The sequence below is a fragment of the Agrobacterium burrii genome (genome assembly GCF_017313405.1).
GTDB classification, from domain to species: Bacteria; Pseudomonadota; Alphaproteobacteria; order Rhizobiales; family Rhizobiaceae; genus Agrobacterium; species Agrobacterium burrii.
In genome coordinates, this window is the sequence record NZ_JAFLNA010000010.1 from 163,147 (window position 1) to 183,475 (window position 20,329).

A 20,329-nucleotide genomic window follows, 5' to 3' on the forward strand; every position below is an offset into this window, starting at 1 on the left:
GTTTGTGAAAAAATACTATTTTCAATCGGATCATATAAGGTTATCAGACAACCTTACAAGCTAATTTATCGGTCCATCGGCCGATGATGTTTTTTCGGTCTCGGGAGAATGACCGGGACACAGAGGAGGAAGACATGCATATCGCAATCATCGGCGCCGCAGGCATGGTTGGCCGCAAGCTGACGCAGCGTCTCGTGAAAGATGGATCGCTCGGTGGCAAGCCGATCGAGAAATTCACGCTTATTGACGTGTTCCAGCCCGAGGCACCCGCCGGTTTTTCCGGTGCTGTCGATGCGCGCGCAGCTGATCTCTCCGCTCCGGGTGAAGCTGAAAAGCTGGTGGACGCCCGTCCGGATGCCATCTTCCATCTCGCCGCCATCGTGTCCGGCGAAGCTGAACTCGATTTTGACAAGGGCTACCGCATCAATCTCGACGGCACCCGTTATCTCTTCGACGCCATCCGCATTGCCAACGGCAAGGATGGCTACAAGCCGCGCGTGGTCTTCACCTCGTCGATCGCCGTGTTTGGTGCGCCGCTTCCCTATCCGATCCCGGATGAATTCCACACCACGCCGCTGACAAGCTACGGCACACAGAAGGCGATTTGCGAGCTGCTGCTGTCCGATTACAGCCGCCGCGGTTTCTTCGACGGTATCGGCATTCGTCTCCCGACCATCTGCATTCGTCCCGGCAAGCCGAATGCCGCCGCCTCCGGCTTCTTCTCCAATATCCTGCGAGAGCCGCTGGTCGGCCAGGAAGCGGTTCTGCCGGTGCCGGAAAGCATTCGCCACTGGCACGCCTCGCCGCGTTCCGCCGTCGGTTTCCTCATTCATGGTGCGACGATCGACGTCGAAAAGGTCGGTCCGCGCCGCAACCTGTCGATGCCGGGTCTCAGCGCCACGGTTGGCGAACAAATCGAAGCGCTGCGCAAGGTTGCTGGTGAGAAGGCCGTCGCCCTCATCCGCCGCGAGCCGAATGAGATGATCATGCGCATGTGCGAGGGCTGGGCACCCGGCTTTGAGGCCAAGCGCGCCCGCGAGCTGGGCTTCACGGCTGAAAGCTCCTTCGAAGAGATCATTCAGGTGCATATCGAAGACGAACTGGGAGGTTCACTGAAATGAGTGTCGGTGGGGAGGAGAAAAAGCGGTCGGTTGCCTTTATCGGCACGGGCCTGATGGGCGGGCCGATGGCCCGGCGTCTGCTGGGCGCGGGCTTTGCGGTTTCCGTTTGGAACCGTAGCGTGGATAAGGCTGAAGCTCTTGTCGCTGATGGCGCAGTTCTGGCGGCATCGCCGGCGGACGCCGCCAAAGGTGCCGATATCGTCATCACCATGCTGAGCGATGGCAAGGCCGTGGGCGAAGTGCTGTTCGAGGCGGGCGTGGCCGAAGCGCTTAAAAAAGGTGCTGTCGTGATCGACAGCAGCTCGATTGCGCCGCCGATTGCGCGCGACCACTCCTCCCGGCTTGAGGCGCTGGGCATTCATCACGTCGATGCGCCGGTTTCCGGCGGCGTGCCGGGCGCGACTGCCGGCACACTCGCCATCATGGCCGGCGGTGACGAGGCTCTGATTGCGGGTCTTGCGGATGTCTTTGCGCCGATGGGCCGGCTGACCTATGTCGGTCCCTCAGGCGCAGGCCAGCTCTGCAAACTCGCCAACCAGCAGATCGTCGCCATCACCATCGGCGCGGTTGCCGAGGCGATGATGCTTGTGGAAGCGGGCGGCGCATCCCGCGAAGGTTTCCGCAACGCCATACGCGGCGGTTTTGCCGAAAGCCGGATTCTGGAACTGCATGGCGAGCGCATGGTGAAGCGTAATTTCGTGCCGGGCGGCCCGTCGAAGTTCCAGCTCAAGGATCTGAACGGCGTGCTGGCGACGGCGCAGGATCTGTCGTTGACGCTGCCTTTGACTCAGCAGGTAACGCGCGAATTCGATGACTTCGTCGGCGACGGCGGCGCAGATATCGACCATAGCGGCATCCTGCTTTACCTCGAAAAACTCAACAATCGGGAACAGGGCTGAGGCGATCTGATGAGCGACGACAAGACACCCATGCGCCGCCTGCGGTCCCAGGACTGGTTCGACAATCCTGACCATCTCGACATGACAGCTCTCTATCTGGAGCGCTTCATGAATTACGGTGTGACGCCGGAAGAGCTGCGTTCCGGTAAACCTGTCATTGGTATCGCCCAGAGCGGCAGCGACCTTACGCCCTGCAACCGCGTCCATGTGGAACTGGTCAAGCGGGTGCGTGACGGTATCCGCGATGCGGGCGGTATTCCCATCGAGTTTCCGACCCATCCGATGTTCGAAAACTGCAAGCGCCCGACCGCGGCGCTTGACCGCAATCTTGCCTATCTCAGTCTCGTGGAAGTGCTTTACGGCTATCCGCTCGACGGTGTCGTTCTGACGACGGGCTGTGACAAGACCACGCCTTCGGCGCTGATGGCGGCAAGCACGGTCGATATTCCGGCTATTGTGCTTTCCGGGGGTCCGATGCTCGACGGTTATCATGACGGCGATCTGGTTGGTTCCGGCACGGTGATCTGGCGCATGCGCCGCAAATATGGTGCGGGCGAAATCACCCGCGAGGAATTCTTGCAGGCGGCGCTCGAATCTGCTCCTTCCGTCGGCCATTGCAATACCATGGGCACGGCGTCCACCATGAATGCCATGGCGGAAGCGCTCGGTATGTCGCTCACCGGCTGCGGCGCGATCCCGGCCGCTTATCGCGAGCGCGGCCAGATGGCCTATCGCACCGGCCGACGCGCCGTTGAACTGGTTGTCGAAAATATCAAGCCTTCCGACATCATGACGCGCGAGGCGTTTTTGAACGCGATCCGCGTCAATTCGGCAATCGGTGGCTCGACCAATGCTCAGCCGCATCTCGCGGCGATGGCGAAACATGCGGGCGTCGAGCTTTTCGAAGAGGATTGGCAGGTCCGCGGTTACGATATTCCGCTGCTGGCCAATGTCCAGCCGGCCGGAAAATGGCTGGGTGAGAAATATCACCGCGCCGGCGGCACGCCGGCGATCATGTGGGAGCTTCTGCAGGCCGGCAAGCTCGACGGAAACTGTCCGACCGTGACCGGCAAGACCATGGCGGAAAATCTGGACGGGCGGGAATCGACCGACCGCGACGTGATCCTTCCCTACGACAAGCCGTTGAAGGAACGGGCCGGTTTCCTCGTGCTCAAGGGCAATCTGTTCGATTTCGCCATCATGAAGACGAGTGTGATCTCGGCGGAGTTCCGGCAGCGTTATCTGAGCGAGCCGGGCCGCGAAGGCATTTTCGAGGGCAAATGTGTGGTGTTCGATGGTTCGGAAGACTATCACGCCCGGATCAATGATCCATCCCTCGGTATTGACGAGTGCACCATCCTCGTCATTCGCGGGGCGGGGCCGCTCGGCTGGCCGGGTTCAGCTGAGGTCGTCAACATGCAGCCGCCGGATGCCTTGTTGAAAAAAGGCATCACCAGCCTGCCGACAATCGGCGATGGCCGGCAATCGGGAACGGCGGACAGCCCGTCAATCCTCAATGCCTCGCCGGAAAGTGCAGCCGGTGGCGGGCTGGCCTGGCTTCGCACCGGCGACGTGATCCGCATCGACTTTAATGAGGGTGCATGCAACGCGCTGGTGCCGGAGGCAGAACTTGAAGCGCGCAAGGCCGATGGCATCCCGGCGGTGCCGGCGGATGCGACGCCCTGGCAGCGCATCTATCGTCAATCGGTGACGCAGCTTTCGGACGGCGCGGTTCTGGAAGGGGCTGCGGATTTCCGAAGGATTGCCGAGAAGATGCCCCGGCACAATCACTGATTGGGCACTGACCGGGCACTGATCCGACATGATGAAAATCCCCGGCCATGGCCGGGGATTTTTCTTTTCCGGCGGTTTCACAATTGATTGCGACCTCCTAATGTACCTGCAAATCCGCATCACAGGAGCAGGGCATGACAGATATTTCCATGATCGAGGCGGCGCGTCAGCGCATCGGCAACCAGGCGGTGCGGACACCGCTGCTGTCATCACCCTTTCTGGATGAGATTGCCGGGCGAAAGCTCTTCGTAAAGGCCGAGTGCCTGCAAAGGACGGGTTCCTTCAAGTTTCGCGGCGGCTGGTCAGCCGTCTCCGGCCTGCCTGCCGAAGTGCGTGCCAAGGGCGTGCTCGCCTTTTCTTCCGGTAACCACGCGCAGGGTGTGGCGCTTGCCGCCCGCCTGCACGGCGTTCCCGCCGTCATCATCATGCCCTCCGACGCGCCGAAGATCAAAATCGACAATACCCGCGCCTATGGTGCGGAGGTGGTGCTTTATGACCGGGCCAACGAGGATCGAGACGCCATTGGCGACCGGCTGTCGCGCGAGCGTGGGCTGACGCTGATCAGGCCCTATGACGAACCCTTGGTCATTGCCGGGCAGGGCACGGTGGGGCTGGAGATTGCTGAACAGGGTGCGGAACTGGGGATCGGTGCGGCAGAGGTTCTGGTGCCCTGCGGCGGCGGCGGCCTCACATCCGGCATCTCGCTCGCGCTTGCCGCGAAAGCACCGAACTACAGGGTCAGGACGTCAGAACCGGAGCGGTTCGACGATGTGGCGCGCTCCCTTGTTGCGGGTAAGATAGAGCGCAACGCCACGACCTCTGGTTCGATCTGCGACGCGATCGTTACTCCGCAACCCGGTAACATCACTTTCCCGATCATGGCCGGGCTTTGCGGAAAAGGTATTGCCGTGACTGATGAGGAAGCGCTGCGGGCTGCGGTCCTCGTCTTCAACCGGCTGAAGATCGTTGTTGAACCCGGTGGTGCGGTGGCTCTTGCCGCGGCGCTTTTCCACGGTGGTGAACTGGAGAGTGAAACGGTGATTGCAGTTGCATCCGGCGGCAATGTCGATCCCGGGATCATGGCGGATGCGCTGGCTCGCTTTGGTTGAGGCGGCGGGCTGAGATCAGTCCCTGAGCCGTGCCGCAATGTCTGCGGCAATGGCCAGTGAGGCGGTCAGGCCGGGGCTTTCTATGCCAAAAAGATTGACGAGGCCGGCAAGTCCGTGGGTTTCCGGTCCGTCGATGCGGAAATCCATGGCGGGTTCATCGGGTCCGGAAATCTTGGGCCGGATGCCGGAATAGGCAGGTATCAAGGCATCCTCGGGAAGGCCCGGCCAATAACGTCGTATCGCGTCGCCGAAACCCTCCATGCGGCGGGGATTGACGGCATAATCGATGGTTTCGACCCATTCCACGTCAGGGCCGAACCGAGCCTGACCGGCGAGATCGAGCGTTAGGTGCACGCCAAGGCCGTGGGTGTGTGGTGCGGGATAGATGAGCCGTGAAAACGGCGACTTGCCTGCCAGCGAAAAATAGCTGCCCTTGGCAAAACGCGCCTGGGGGATCGCTTGTGCCGACAGTCCCTCGATCTTTTTTGCCACCATCGGCGCGATGAGGCCGGCGGAATTGATGAGCAGGCGGCATGTCAGGCTCATCGGCTCTTTGCCGCCGACATGAACCCGGAAACCCCCGCTGATTGCCTGCGCCCCTTCGAAAGGGGCGTTCAAGGCAAGAGCGGCGCCATGGTCTTGCGCCTCACCGAGCAACGCCAGCATATAACCATGGCTGTCGATGATGCCGGTCGAGGGCGAAAGCAGGGCCGCCCTGCAGGCGAGAGCAGGTTCAAGCGAAAGCGCCTGTCGTTCATCGATCAGCTCCAGGTCTTCACAGCCATTGGCCTCGCCCTTGTCCTTGAGCCCGGCCAGCAGGGCCGTTTCAGCTTCATCTGTCGCCGCGATGAGTTTGCCGCAGCGGCGGTGTGCAACACCGTGGCTTTGACAGAAGGCATAGAGCTTCTTTTTTCCCTCGACGCAGAGGCGGGCCTTGAGGCTTCCGGCCGGATAATAAAGCCCGGCGTGAATGACCTCGCTGTTGCGGGAAGAGGTCGCGGAGCCGAATTCCTTTTCGCTCTCGAGGATGATGACAGAGAGGCCGCGCACCGACAGTTCACGGGCCGCCGCCAGCCCGATTACTCCTGCCCCGATGATGATGGCGTCGATATCCATCATGTCTCCCTGTCCGCAGATAGTTCATTTGAACGAACGCCGCCGCGCTGCGCTAATATTCCGCGATGGGTAGATTGATGCTTGTCGGGAGGCAAGTGGCGACCCCTATTTTTCCCAATTGGCGCTTCTTATGGAATTTTATCTCTACTGGAACAGTAGGGGATGACGCTATTCTCTGGGTGAGATTAACCATTGCCCGTTTGACGGGCCAGACAGGGAAGGGAGCGCACGATGTCTTATTCCAAGGCAGGAAAAGTAAAAGACTTTGTCTCGCAGCCCCAGTCGCCACGAAGCTGGAGAGATTCGGTTCATGCGGCTCTTGTCGGTGTCTGCATGGCGTTTGTCGCCGCCGTCATATTCGGTCTCGTTCCCTGATCCTCCCGTCTTTTCCATCAGGGTGCTTGAGAACTAAAGGCCGGTCGCTCCTCCGACCGGCCTTTTTCACGTCCACTCACGCCTTCAGGTAGTCCTCGGCGAGATCCACCCAGAAAGCCGTTCCAATTGGCAGGATGTCGTCGTTGAAGTCGAATTTCGGATGGTGCAGCGGCGGGTCGTTGTCGGTGCGCGCCGTGCCGAGGAAGAAATAACAGCCGGGCCGCTTTTCCAGCATATAAGCGAAGTCTTCCGCGCCCATCGACGGGCGCTGCATCTCGACCACCTTTTCAGCACCAGCAAAGCGGCGGGCGAGATCGGCAACATAGTCCGTCTCCGCCTTGTGGTTGACCGTTGCGTTATAACCGCGCTCGTAATCGAGCGTCACACTCATGCCGTAGCTTGCGGCCTGGCCTTCGGCTATCGCCCGAATGCGCTTTTCCAGTTCGTCGCGCACGCCGGCATCAAAGGAGCGGATGGTGAGCAGCATCTCCGACGTTTCGGGAATGACGTTGCTGGCAACACCGGCATGGAATGCACCCACGGTGACGACGGCCGACAATTGCGGATGAATGTTGCGGGACACCACGGTCTGTAGCGCCATGATGATGCTTGCACCGGCAACGATGGGATCGGCGGCATCCTGTGGTTCGGCGCCGTGGCCGCCATAACCGTTGACGGTGATCCTGCACTCATCGACGGCGGCAAGGATCGGTCCGTCGCGCAGCACGAATTGCCCGAAGGGCACCCCGGGATCGTTGTGCAGGGCAAAAACCGCATCGCAGGGGAAGCGGTCAAACAGGCCGTCCTCGATCATGATGCGGGCGCCGCCAAAATTCTCTTCCGCCGGCTGGAAGATAAGATGCAGCGTTCCATCGAAATTCCGGCGTTCGGCAATGATATTTGCCGCACCCAGGAGCATGGCGGTGTGGCCGTCATGGCCGCAGGCATGCATCACACCCTGATTGGCGCTGGCATATTCCGCACCAGTTTCCTCGTGGATCGGCAGGGCGTCGATATCGGCGCGAATGCCGAGCGTGCGCTCGCTGTCGCCATTACGCAGCGTTGCGACAATGCCGGTGCCGGCAAGCCCGCGCGTCACCTCATAGCCCATTTCCACCAGTTTTTCGGCGATGAAATCCGAGGTCCTGAATTCGGAAAGGCCGATTTCGGGATGGCGGTGCAGATGGTGGCGGATCGCCACCACATCCGGCATATGGTTGGCAAATGAGGTGACGTTGGCGGTCTGTCTGGTCATTTTCGAAGTCCCGGTTTGCGCCGCTTTTTTCCGACGTATTTTAGCAAGGACTTAGCAGCATATATCTCTGCGCGGAAGAGGCGTTCCGGCGCCCGAAATGCCCTGAAATTCAGCGCTTGCATCATGCTGCGACAGGTGGCATGGAACTATTGACGTCCTGGGGCATTAGCTCCTTTCGGATGTGGCGCGGGCCTTCTTGGCTTTGTGTTGCCTTTCAGGTTGTCAACGGGGGACTATCGGGCGTTGCGCGAACAATTTTCGCCCTTGCGGAGTGTGCGAAATCCGATCGGAACGGCTTTGCCGGGCCGCGGGAGGAAATTTTCCTGTCGCCGGAAATCCCCTGTTCGCACCGATCTTCCGCCTTGCAAATTTTTCGGAAAAATTGTGCCGCCCGATGTCGCGCCTACGGATATCCGTCATCGGATAATCCGATCCGCCCGGTGCCCGGTCCGGTTCACCGAAGGTTCAGGATAAGTCATAAATATAGCGTGGCCCGATTTCGTGTGTGTTCCCGCCGCGGACGAAATGACGGTCAAGTCGAACAAGTATCCCTTAAAGTTCAGAATACGAGCCCGATGTCATTTCATATCACCCCGACCGCCGCCGCCCGTGATTCCGAGACGAAGCAGATCGACCATAATGATTCGATCCGTGCGTCCTATATGACGATCGAGGAACTGCATGATGCCGGTGCCGCGCTTTCCCGCGATGGCGCCGATAGTCTTCCCGGCTTCATGGAATTCGATTTCTTCGAGCGTCACCGTGAGAACGAGAAGGAAATTCTGCGGGTCTACCGCACGACGGCTGTCGACTCGGAAAATGGCGCGACCATAACGCCGGCGGCGGAATGGCTGCTCGACAATCACTACGTCATCGAAGAGGCGATCCAGGAAGTGCGGCGCGATTTTCCGCGCAAGTTCTATCGCCAATTGCCGACGATGACGGTGGGCGGCGTAACCATTCCGCGGGTCATGGCGCTTGGCTGGCTTTATGTCGCCTATACCCACAGCACGGTTTCGCGCGAGAACATGACGGCGCTGGTGGATGGCTACCAGACGTCGAAGACGCTGCAGATCGGCGAATTGTGGGCGCTGCCCTCGATTATCCGCTTTGTCCTCATCGAAAATCTGCGCCGCATCTCCATTCGTGTGGAACGCTCGCGCCGCATGCGCCAGAAGGCGAATGAGGTGGTCGATGAGATCATCCGGCTGAACGATGCCGAAGCCTCGGCAGCACTTCTGAAGCAGGTCGATTCGCTGGTCGACGATCCGACTTTCGCGACGCAGTTCCTCTATCGCCTCCGTAACGGCTCACAGACATCGGGCTTCGCCGTCGCGTGGCTCGAAGAACGTCTGCATGCCGCCGGCACGGATGCCGAAAATGTCATGATGTCGGAACATAATCGTCTGGCGTCCGGCAATGTGACGATGGGCAACATCGTCAAGAGCCTGCGGGAAATCGACGATACCGAATGGTCGGTGTGGTTCGAGGAAGTCAGCCATATCGACAAGGTTCTGCGCGAGGAAACCGATTACGAAGTTCTCGATTTCGGTTCGCGCAACACTTATCGCAACACGATCGAGCTTTTGGCCCGCCGCTCTCCCAAGACTGAAGTGGAGGTCGCGCGCGCCGCCGTCGAAATGGCACGGGCCGATATGCCTGCCGGGGCTGACGAAAACCATCGCGTCAATGTCGGCTCCGTGCTTGTCGGCCAGCGCCGCTTCGAGCTTGAAAAGGCACTGGGTTACCGGCCGCTGGTGTCGCAGCACATCGTCCGATCGATGCGCAAGTTCAACTGGCTGGCAATCGCCGCGCCGGTATTTCTGATCACTGCGCTTGCCATGCTGGCGGTTGGTTGGTTCCTCGCGGAAGCGGGCATGCCGTGGTATGTCGTCACTGCCTTCCTGCTGATGTTTGCGCTTCCCGCCTCGGAAGGGGCGACAGGTCTCTTCAACACGCTTGTCACCTTCTTCGTAAAGCCGTTCCGGCTGGTTGGATACGAGTTCAAGAACGGCATCCCGCAGGATGCGCGCACCCTGGTTGCCGTGCCCTGCATGCTCACTAGTCGCGACAGCGTCGACGAGATGATGCGCAATATCGAGGTGCATTATCTCGCCAATCCGCATGGCGAGATTTATTTCTCGCTCGTCAGCGACTGGCGGGACGCGCAATACGAGCAGTCCGATGAGGACCTTGAAATTCTCGACTATGCCAAGCGCGAGCTTGCGGCGCTGAACAGCCGTTATGCCTTTGACGGAAAGACTCGCTTTTACCTGCTGCATCGTCGCCGTATCTACAATCCGGCCGAAGGCTGCTGGATGGGCTGGGAGCGCAAGCGCGGCAAGCTGCATGAACTGAACATGCTGCTGCGCGGCGACAAGGACACGACGTTCCTTGGCGGCGCCAATGTCGTGCCGGAGGATGTCAAATACGTCATGACGCTGGATGCCGATACGCGCCTGATGCGCGATGCGGTGACCAAGCTCGTCGGCAAGATGCATCACCCGATCAACCGTCCGGTGATCGATCCTGTTTCCGGCCGTGTTGTCGAAGGTTACGGGCTGCTGCAGCCGCGCGTAACGCCCTCGCTCACGACCGGCAAGGACGCTTCCGTCTTCCAGCGTGTCTTCTCGATCAACCGCGGTATCGATCCTTACGTCTTCACCGTTTCCGACGTTTATCAGGATCTGACCTCCGAAGGCACATTCACCGGCAAGGGCCTTTACGATGTGGATGCCTTCGAGGCGGCGCTGAAGGGCCGGATCGAAGAAAACTCCATCCTCAGCCACGATCTGCTCGAGGGCTCCTTCGCGCGTTGCGCGCTGGTGACCGATGTGGAACTGGTCGAGGACTTCCCCACCCGCTACGAGGTGGAAGTGTCGCGACAGCATCGCTGGGCGCGTGGCGACTGGCAGCTGCTTCCCTATATTCTCGACCGCGCCCGTGGCGTTACCGCCATCGGCCGCTGGAAGATGGTCGACAATCTGCGCCGTTCGCTGACGCCGATCGCCTGGTTCTTCGCCTCGATCCTCGGCTGGTATTTCATGGATCCGCTCGGTGCGCTGATCTGGCAGATCCTGCTGATCTTCTCGCTCTTCGTCGCGCCCACGCTTTCCCTGCTATCCGGCCTCGTGCCGCGTTCGACCGACATCGTGCCACAGGCGCATTTCCACACTATCTGGTCGGAAATCCGCGCCACCAATGCGCAGGTTGCGCTGCGCATCGTCTTCATTGCCGATTCCGCCTGCATGATGACGGATGCGATCGTTCGTTCGCTCTACCGTCTGCTCGTCAGTCACAAGCTGATGCTGGAATGGCGCACCGCCGCCAGCATGCAATCGAGCGCGCAGGGTGGCATCAGCTATTATTTCCGCCAGATGTGGCACGCGCCCGTGGTGGCCATGCTCGGCCTGCTGTTTGCAGCGTTGCCCGGTGATAATGCCTTCCTGATCGGCATTCCCTTCACGCTGCTCTGGGTTCTGTCTCCTGCCGTCGCCTGGTATGTCAGCCAGTCTGCCGAAACAGAGGATCGCCTGTTCGTTTCGGAACATGTGTCCTTCGAGCTTCGCAAGATTGCGCGTCGCACATGGCGTTATTACGAGGCCTTCGTGACGCCGCAGGAAAACCACCTGCCACCGGACAATTTTCAGGAAACGCCGGAACCGATCGTCGCTTCGCGTACCTCGCCCACCAATATCGGCGTCTATCTGTTGTCCGTCATTTCGGCGCGCCAGTTCGGCTGGATCAGCTTTGCCGACACGCTGGAGCGGATCGAGAACACGATCCAGACCGTGGAAAAGATGGAGAAGCATCGCGGCCATCTCTACAACTGGTACCATACGGACACGTTGCAGACGCTTGGACCCCGCTATGTTTCGGCGGTCGACAGCGGTAATCTCGCCGGTCACCTGATTGCGGTTTCGTCCGCCTGCCGCGACTGGGCGGAAGCGCCATCCGCCCATCTTCAGGGCAATCTGGATGGTATCGGCGATGTTGCCGGCATCCTGCGCGAAACGCTGAAGGCCCTGCCCGACAACCGCAAGAACCTGCGCCCGCTGCATCGCCGTCTCGAGGAGCGCATCATCGGCTTCTCCAACGCGCTTGCCTCCGTTAAGCGTGAGCATGAATTCGCCTCGATCCGCGTTATCAATCTGGCGGTGCTTGCGCGCGACATCCAGAAGCTCGCCACCAATGTCGACCACGAGGTGAAGTCCGCGCAGAGTGCGGAAGTGACCCGCTGGGCGCAATTGCTCGTCGAATCCTGTGAGGCGCATATTTCCGACAGCGCCATCGATCTCACCAATATGGAGCCGCTGCGCCAGCGTCTTGCCTCGCTGCGCGACCGCAGCCGCAACCTCGCCTTCTCGATGGATTTCACCTTCCTTTACCGCAAGGATCGCCGTCTTCTGTCGATCGGCTATCGCGTCGAAAGCAAAGAGCTGGATGAGGCCTGCTACGACCTTCTGGCTTCCGAATGCCGCCTGACCAGCCTGTTCGCCATCGCCAAGGGCGATCTGCCGACCGAGCATTGGTACCGCCTCGGCCGCCAGGTGGTGCCGATCGGCGCGCAGGGCGCGCTGGTGTCGTGGTCGGGTTCGATGTTCGAATATCTGATGCCGCCGCTCGTCATGCAGGAGCGTCAGGGTGGCATCCTCAACCAGACCAACAATCTGATCGTCAAAGAACAGATGAACCACGGCCGCCGTCTCGGCACGCCATGGGGCATTTCCGAAGCGGCGTTCAACGCCCGCGATCACAACATGAACTACCAGTACACCAACTTCGGTGTGCCGACGCTGGGTCTCAAGCGTGGCCTTGGTCAGAATGCGGTGATCGCGCCTTATGCCTCGATCCTCGCCAGCCAATACGATCCTGACGGCGCGCTGGAGAACCTCGACAAGCTGCGCAAGCTTGGCGCGCTTGGCCAATATGGCTTCCACGATGCGGTGGACTTCACGCCGACGCGTGTGCCGGATGGCAAGGTCTGCGCGATTGTCTACAATTATTATGCCCACCATCATGGCATGTCGATTGCGGCTGTCGCCAACGTTGCCTTTGACGGCGTGTTGCGTGAACTGTTCCACTCCGATCCGGTGATCGAGGCCGCCGAGCTTCTGCTGCAGGAGAAGGCGCCGCGCGAAGTGCCTGTCATGAGCGCCAAATACGAGCCGGAAACCCCCGGCAAGGAACAGGCGGATCTCTTGCGTGCGGAAGTGCGCTCCATCGCCGACCCGGCCGTGCGCGACCGCGAAGTGGTGTTCCTTTCGAACGGCCACTATTCGACGATGCTCACTTCTACAGGTGCGGGTTATTCGAAGTGGAACGGGCAGGCGATTTCCCGCTGGAAGGCCGACCCGACAGAGGACCGCTGGGGTACCTTCATCTTCCTGCGCGACACCACCAATGGACAATGGTGGAGTGCGACGGCGGAACCGCGCGTTGCCGAAGGTGAAAAGACCAAAACCATCTTCACTGACGACAAGGCCGAGTTCCACAAGACCATCGGCGATCTGCAGAGCGTGGTCGAATGCATCGTCGCCACCGAGCACGATGCCGAAGGCCGCCGTATCACCCTGCTGAATGTCGGTTCCGAGGATCGCTACATCGAAGTGACCTCCTATATGGAGCCGGTTATCGCATCGGAAGATGACGACAACGCCCATCCGCTGTTCTCGCGCATGTTCGTGCAGACGGAAATCGGCCGGCGTGGCGATGTCATCCGCGCCTGGCGCAACCGTCGCAGCCCGAACGAGCCGGGCACCGTCATCGCGCATCTGGCTGCCGACAATGCCGGCCCGTCGCGTCCGACGGAATTCGAGACGGATCGCGCCAAGTTCATCGGTCGCGGCCGGTCACTGCGCGAAGCCGCAGCCTTTGATGCCGGTGCGACGCTTTCCAGCACTGACGGCTTCACGCTCGATCCGATCCTGTCGCTGCGCCGCACCGTGCGCGTGCCGGCGGGCAAGAAGGTGAGTGTGATCTTCTGGACGATTGCCGCGCCGAGCCGCGAGGAAGTCGACAAGGCGATCGACCGTTACCGTCACCCCGACGCTTTCGCCCATGAACTCGTGCATGCCTGGACACGCACGCAGGTGCAGATGCGCCATGTCGGCGTCACCTCGCAGCAGGCGGCCGCCTTCCAGCATCTCGGCCGTTATCTGACCTATCCGGATATGCATCTGCGGGCGGATTCGGAAACGCTGAAAACGGGTCTCGCCTCGCAGCGCGCCCTTTGGCCGCTTGCCATTTCGGGTGATTTCCCGATCTTCAGCCTGCGCATCAACGACGATATGGACATGGATATCGCCCGTGAGGCGCTGAGCGCTCACGAATATCTGCGTTCACGCGGCGTGATCTTCGATCTCGTCATCGTCAACGAACGGGCCGCGTCCTATGCGCAGGACATGCAGCATGCGCTGGATCATATTTCCGAGGCGCAGCGCCGCATCAACCCTGCCGATGGCGGCCGACCCCATGTGTTCTCCGTGCGTCGGGACCTGACAGACGAAGAGACCTGGAGTGCGCTTCTGGCGGCTTCCCGCGTCGTCCTGCATGTGCGCAACGGCAAGATCGTCGACCAGATCAACCGTGCGGTATCGCTGTTTGCGGCCCATCGCGGTCCAGATGGCACGACCGATGCTGCGCAGGCACGTTTGCCTGTTCCGGCCTTCCCCGTCGCGGAGCCGGTCGAGGATGCGGGCGATCTCGATTTCTGGAACGGTTTTGGCGGCTTCGCCAAGGGCGGACAGGAATATGTCGTACGCCTCAATGGCGGGCAGTCCACGCCGCATCCGTGGATCAACGTCGTCTCGAACGAGAATTTCGGTTTCCATATTTCGGCCGAAGGCGCAGGTTTCAGCTGGAGCCGCAATTCGCGCGACTATCAGCTGACGCCATGGAGCAACGATCCCGTCATCAACCGACCGGGTGAGGCCTTCTATGTCGCCGACGTGGAAACAGGAAAGCTCTATACGCCCTGTGCCGCACTCTCGCGTGATCCCGAAGCTTTGTTTGAAACCCGCCATGGTCTCGGTTACTCCGTATTGACTGGCGTGGCGGATACGCTCGAAGTCGAGGTAACACAGACTGTGGACCGCGAAAAACCAGTCAAGTTCTCGCAGGTCATCGTTCGCAACAGGGGCTCGAAAAGCCGGCGCCTGAAGGTCTATGCCTATGTGGAATGGGTACTTGGCAATAACGGCCAGAAGTCCGCGCCGTTCATTCTGAGCAGGCACGATGCCGCCAGTAACGCGATTTTCGCGTCGAACCCTTACAGCATCGACTATAGCGCCCGCACGTCCTTCCTGACGCTTGACAGCGAGGCGAGTGGCTTCACCACCAGCCGCCGGGAATTCATCGGCCGCTTTGGTTCGGCACAGGCACCGCAGGGCATCGTATCCGGTGCCGCACTCAGCGGCAGCACCGAGGTGGATGGCGATCCCTGTGCTGCGCTGATGCAGGAAATCCACCTGAAGCCCGGCGAAGAACGGCACATGACCTTCATTCTCGGTGATGCCGATAATGCGGAAGAAGCCGAAGCGCTGGTCAAAGACGCACGCCAGGCAGACTTCCAGTCGGTGCTAGACGAGAGCAAGGCATTCTGGACGGGCTTTACCGGCCAGCTGCAGGTTTCCACGCCGGATGCCGGCTTCAACCATATGGTCAATAACTGGCTGCCCTATCAGGCGCTTGCCTGCCGTATTCTGGCGCGCACGGCATTCTACCAGTCGAGCGGCGCTTTCGGCTTCCGCGACCAGCTTCAGGATACGCTGGCCTTCCTGCTCTATCAGCCGGATCTTGCCCGCAAGCAAATCCTGCGTGCGGCAGGCCGCCAGTTCCCGGAAGGCGACGTACAGCATTGGTGGTTGCCGCTAACGGGTGCCGGTGTCCGCACGACCATCTCGGACGATGTCGTCTGGCTCGCTTATGCGATCAACCAGTATGTCTCGGCCACGGGCGATGCCGCCATCCTCGATGAAAGCATCCCCTTCCTGAAGGGGCCGGCATTGATGCCCGGTCAGCATGACGCTTTCTTCCAGCCGGAGACAAGCGACAGGTCCGTCACGCTTTACGAGCATGCGGCGCTGGCGCTTGATCTCGCCATTCATCGCACCGGTGAAAACGGTCTGCCGCTGATCCTCGGTGGTGACTGGAACGACGGCATGAACCGCGTCGGCGTCGGCGGCAAGGGCACCAGCGTCTGGCTCGGCTGGTTCCTGGCTGGCGCTTTGCGCGATTTCATTGAGATCGCCGAAAAGCGTGGTGATACCGACCGTGTTGGCAAGTGGGCGTCGCATCGCGAAAGACTACGCAGTGTTCTCGAAACCGCTGGCTGGGACGGCAGCTATTATCGGCGCGGTTACTTCGATGACGGCACACCGCTCGGTTCCGCCGAAAGCGAGGAATGCCGGATCGATTCGCTCGGCCAGAGCTGGAGCGTTCTCTCCGGTGAGGGTGAAGAAGGTCGGTCGCGCCAGGCAATGGATGCCGTCATGGAGCATCTGGTCGATGAAAAGACCGGCATCATCCGGCTGTTCACGCCGCCCTTCTCGCGTGCGCCGCATGATCCGGGCTACATCAAGGGATATCCACCAGGTGTGCGCGAAAACGGCGGACAATATACCCATGCGGCGACCTGGGTCGTTCTAGCCCTTGCCAAACAGGGCCGAGCCCAGGAGGCGTGGAACTGCTTCAAGCTGCTCAACCCGGTCAATCATGCACTCGATGCGGCCGCATCGGAAACCTATAGGGTCGAGCCCTATGTGGTGACTGCGGATGTTTACGGTGAGGGCGCCTATGCGGGCCGCGGCGGCTGGAGCTGGTACACGGGTTCGGCCGGCTGGCTCTACCGTGCCGCGATCGAGGGTATTCTCGGCATCACCCGCACCAACGGCAAACTTCATATATCGCCGTCGCTCCCGGATGATTGGGATGGTTTCTCGATCAAGATCACGTTGGATGGCAAGGCAAGGAACATCGTCGTCAGCCGCAAGGCAGATACGGCGGAGGTTTCAGTGTCCGTTGACGGCAAGGATCTGGCGGCGGGCGATCGGGTGATACCGTTCGACTGAGGCACCCATCTCTTTTTACTTAAGATCAGGCTCCCGCGGTGACGCGGGGGCCTGAATTTTTATGGGCTACCTTTGCATCCGATTCAGCGTGTTGGCGGTGTCATGGCCGTGAAGCTCTACTGATTTCGAAGTTGCCGGCTGAAAGCCTGCGGCGCCGAGAGGTCTTCATCTAGGAAATCCTCGTTCGATCGGACGGATTTGTCGGCTCTGGTGACGTTAACTGCTTTCGGGCAGAAGCAGTGCTTGCTGGCATTTTATTTGCGAATGGCAGGAAAGCTGTCATGGATGGCCGGTTTCAGAATGTACCCGTCGTGATTTGAAGTGTTCTTCGCGCGTGTCGCGATAATTTCGTTAGGCCGAAAGGGAGGTTATTTTGCAGTTCAACGTCTCTTTCACAGAAACCGCGCTGCTGGCATTCTTCGTGGTCCTGTCCTTGTCATTGTCGTGTTGGCTGGCGCGATACCCCTCGAAAACGAGCGTCGGAGTGACGCTCGGCGTGCTTCTCGGTGTTTTCTTAATCAATGCCACGGCGGGCCTCGTTGCCTTTCTGGGAAATGCCCTCCCATTCGGACAGATAGATTTTTGGCTGGCAAGTTCTTTGGCTGACATTCTCCGATAGGCCACCTGTGGGTGAAGCAGGCAAAGAAAAAGGGCGGACAATATGTTGTCCGCCCTTTCTGTATTCCGTTCGCCTCAGCGTCAGGACGCGATGGCCTTCGGCCGGGGCTGGCCTTCGTCTTCCGTCAGCAGGCCGCTGGTGCGCAGCAGCGAGGTGAAGCGTCCGCCGCGTTGGCTCAGCTCATCGAAAGTACCCTTTTCGATGACCCGACCCTGATCGAGGAACAGCACGAGATCGGCATCGCGAACCGTGGAAAGGCGGTGGGCGATGATGAAGGTCGTACGGTTCTTTCTCAGCGCGTCCACCGCTGCCTTCACGCGGGCTTCCGTTTCCACGTCGAGCGCGCTGGTTGCCTCGTCGAGAACCAGAATGGGGGCGTTCTTGAGGATGGCGCGGGCGATGGCGATGCGCTGGCGTTCGCCGCCGGACAGGCGGTTACCGCGCTCGCCGACCTGCGTCAGGTAGCCGGTGATGCGGCTGTCGATGAAATCGGTAGCCGCTGCTGCCGCTGCCGCTTCCACCACTTCGGCATCGGTGGCTGATTCGCGGCCGAGGCGGATATTTTCGCGGATGGAACGGTTGAGCAGGCCGGCATCCTGAAACACGGTGGCGATGGAGTTGCGGAGCGAGTTCTTCGTTACCGTCGAAATATCGGTTCCATCGATCAGGATCTGGCCGGAATCCGGGTCATAGACGCGCTGCAACAAGTTGATGAGCGTGGTCTTGCCGGCGCCCGTTGGTCCGACGATGGCGATGGTCTCTCCGGCTTTGGCCGTAAACGAGACGTCGTGAACGCCCTGCTTGGTGTTGGCAAAACCGAAATTGATGTTGCGGAACTCCACGGTGCCGGAGACATTCGACAATTCGCGGGCGTCGCCCGGCTCTTCCCGTTCCTTGACGGAATCCTCCAGCACGAAGAAGTCTTCAAGCTTGGCACGGGCTTCGAAAATCTGCGTCACGAACTGACGCATCTGGTCCAGCCTGCCGATCAGGAGATTGGCGAAACCTATGAAGGCGATAACGTCACCGACGCGCAGTTCACCGTTTTTCACCAGCACGGTGCCGATGACGAGGATGATCATCATCGAAACGGTGGAGGCCGTGCGGTTCAGAGCGCTGGCGAAAGCCCACCAGTCGAGCACCGGGTATTGGGCGCTCAGCAGCTTTTCGGTGAAGGATTTCAGTGCCTTCGTTTCAGCTTCGATGCGGTTGTAGCTGTGCAGCACCGATACGTTGCTGATGGAATCGCTGACATGGGCAAAAACACTGTGATAGTGCTCCTCGACCGAAGCTTGCCCGTCCTTGGTGCGGCCCATCACCCACTTGCCGATGAACCAGTAAACGATACCGAGGCCGATCAGAACGAAGCTGAGACGCAGGTCCATGGCCATGGCCGTCGGGATGAGCAGCACCAGCGCCACGAAGGTGGCCAGATGGGTGCGCATGAATTCCAGCCAGAGGCCGAACAGCGTCTCGCTGGCGCGCAGCAGGGTGTGCAGGGCGTTGGACGTGCCGCGCAGATGGTGCCAGGACAGCGGCATCGAAATGATGCGGCCGAAGGCTTCCGTCAGCAATGTCGCGCGCCGGCCATGCGCCAGCCGGTCGGCCTCGCGGGCGACGGCGACGTAAGCGACGGTGTTGAAGACACCGAAGCCCGCCCACAGAATGAGGATCGGCGTGACATTGGTGCCGGAGGAAATAGCGTCGATGATCCGGCCGAACAGTACGGGTTCGGCAATGGTGATCGCTGCAAGAATGACGTTGGCGATGACGACTACAGTCACCCGCCATTTATGAACGGTCAGATAGCGCAGAGCGCGTGTGTAAACCTGAAACAAGGTCAAATTTTCAATCCAGTCCGAGCGTCTTTTTCGAGCGGTTAATTGTTCGGCCTCAACGCCATGCTACTTTAGCAAGGTTGCATGAGACGGCGAAATTTGTGTAATTATCGCTCTTTCTGTCTGAATGGCGGCTTAACAAATCGACCGCGCGTACGAACCGAAAAAAAACCGAACCCGATGTTTCTGGGGACGCCGTCACAAGATTTCGCATCTTCGTTTCAGGGATTGCTAACGACGATATGTTCAATCTGAACCGACCGGCGCCCGAGTAACATGACGTCATCGCGGGACCATGTCCTTCGTGCCATTCCTTTCAAGTCAAGCTCCGGACCCTGTGTCTTTATGCACGATATTCTTCATTTTATCTCTGCGTGTTACCAGGCGGCAAACGCCGATCGCGTTCGCGCCGAATTTGCCACGCTCATTCGCGAATATGGTTTCGAATATTTCCTCATCAGCAGGCGGATGACCGGGGAGATCGCCTCCACCGGCCAGGTTCTCGCACAGCATTTGCCTGACGGCTGGCTCGAGGTCTACAGGGCCAAGAAATACAATCTCGTCGATCCCGTCCGCAAGGTGATCGGCATGGTGCACAAACCGTTTCAGTGGAAAGAAGCGCTTGAGGGCCTGCCCCGCGCGATGCATCGAAAAAGGGCGAGTGTCTTTTTCAATGATGCCGGCCGATATGGTCTGCAGGGCGGTTATGCTTTTCCAGTGCATGGGCGAGCGGGATTTATCGGCGCGGTGTTCATCGGCGGCCAGGACCGACAATTGCCTTCCCTGCAGGTGGAGTTGCTGGATGCTGCAACGCGCGCGGTGTTCTGGCGCCTGCTTGATCTTTCAGGTCAGGCCCATGGTCTCAGCAATGCCCCGGAGGTTTCCGCTCTCGAGTTGACGAGGCGTGAAATGGAAGTGCTGACGCTGATGGCGGATGGCATGACCTCGACTGAGATAGGACGCCAGCTATCCATCTCCAACCACACGGTCGATTGGTATATCAACGGGATCCAGCGCCGTTTCAGCGCCAAGAACCGGCAGCATACCGTAGCGCTTGCTTTCCGCCATGGCCTGCTGAGCTAACGTCGACAGGACGGTTCTCTCCCGAATTGCCCTTTCCAAGACCGGGTTT

General features: G+C 60.0%; 10 protein-coding genes. 7 read left to right on the forward strand and 3 right to left on the reverse strand.

Annotated elements, in window-relative coordinates; translation table 11 throughout:
- The first annotated feature begins 134 nt into the window (after positions 1-134).
- The 4 genes from denD (at position 135) to JZX89_RS18840 (ending at position 4,923) form a co-directional block, all read left to right on the forward strand.
- Positions 135-1,121: a D-erythronate dehydrogenase gene (gene denD, locus JZX89_RS18825; protein WP_046799622.1), complete on the forward strand. Its 987-nt coding sequence runs from the start codon at positions 135-137 to the stop codon at positions 1,119-1,121.
- On the forward strand, positions 1,118-2,020 hold the full coding sequence (locus tag JZX89_RS18830; RefSeq protein ID WP_207135003.1) for an NAD(P)-dependent oxidoreductase: 903 nt from the start codon (positions 1,118-1,120) through the stop codon (positions 2,018-2,020). Before denD ends, JZX89_RS18830 begins: the two co-directional genes overlap by 4 nt.
- A gap of 9 nt (positions 2,021-2,029) precedes the next feature.
- A complete protein-coding gene (locus JZX89_RS18835) occupies positions 2,030-3,814 on the forward strand; it encodes an IlvD/Edd family dehydratase (protein ID WP_207135004.1) in 1,785 nt (594 codons plus the stop codon).
- Between the two features lie 134 nt (positions 3,815-3,948).
- Positions 3,949-4,923, forward strand: a complete 975-nt coding sequence (locus JZX89_RS18840; RefSeq protein ID WP_207135005.1) for a threonine ammonia-lyase — start codon at positions 3,949-3,951, stop codon at positions 4,921-4,923.
- Positions 4,924-4,938: 15 nt separating this feature from the next.
- Here JZX89_RS18840 and JZX89_RS18845 read toward each other — a convergent pair whose 3' ends face one another.
- On the reverse strand, positions 4,939-6,042 hold the full coding sequence (locus JZX89_RS18845) for an NAD(P)/FAD-dependent oxidoreductase (RefSeq protein ID WP_207135006.1): 1,104 nt from the start codon (positions 6,040-6,042) through the stop codon (positions 4,939-4,941).
- Between the two features lie 448 nt (positions 6,043-6,490).
- Positions 6,491-7,669, reverse strand: coding sequence for a M20 aminoacylase family protein (locus JZX89_RS18850; RefSeq protein ID WP_207135007.1), 1,179 nt, complete (start codon positions 7,667-7,669; stop codon positions 6,491-6,493).
- Between the two features lie 575 nt (positions 7,670-8,244).
- Here JZX89_RS18850 and JZX89_RS18855 point away from each other — a divergent pair.
- Positions 8,245-16,740 (forward strand): glycoside hydrolase family 94 protein, encoded by an 8,496-nt coding sequence (locus JZX89_RS18855; protein WP_207135008.1) that lies wholly within the window; start codon positions 8,245-8,247, stop codon positions 16,738-16,740.
- A gap of 373 nt (positions 16,741-17,113) precedes the next feature.
- The gene (locus tag JZX89_RS18860; RefSeq protein ID WP_153515472.1) at positions 17,114-17,359 is read left to right on the forward strand and encodes a hypothetical protein; all 246 of its coding nucleotides are present in this window, start codon (positions 17,114-17,116) and stop codon (positions 17,357-17,359) included.
- A gap of 80 nt (positions 17,360-17,439) precedes the next feature.
- On the opposite strand, the gene JZX89_RS18865 is transcribed toward JZX89_RS18860, so the two are convergent.
- Positions 17,440-19,203 (reverse strand): glucan ABC transporter ATP-binding protein/ permease, encoded by a 1,764-nt coding sequence (locus JZX89_RS18865; RefSeq protein WP_142842208.1) that lies wholly within the window; start codon positions 19,201-19,203, stop codon positions 17,440-17,442.
- 339 nt (positions 19,204-19,542) lie between these two features.
- Between JZX89_RS18865 and JZX89_RS18870 the strand changes: the two genes are divergently transcribed.
- Positions 19,543-20,280, forward strand: coding sequence for a LuxR family transcriptional regulator (locus tag JZX89_RS18870; protein ID WP_207135009.1), 738 nt, complete (start codon positions 19,543-19,545; stop codon positions 20,278-20,280).
- Positions 20,281-20,329: the final 49 nt, after the last annotated feature.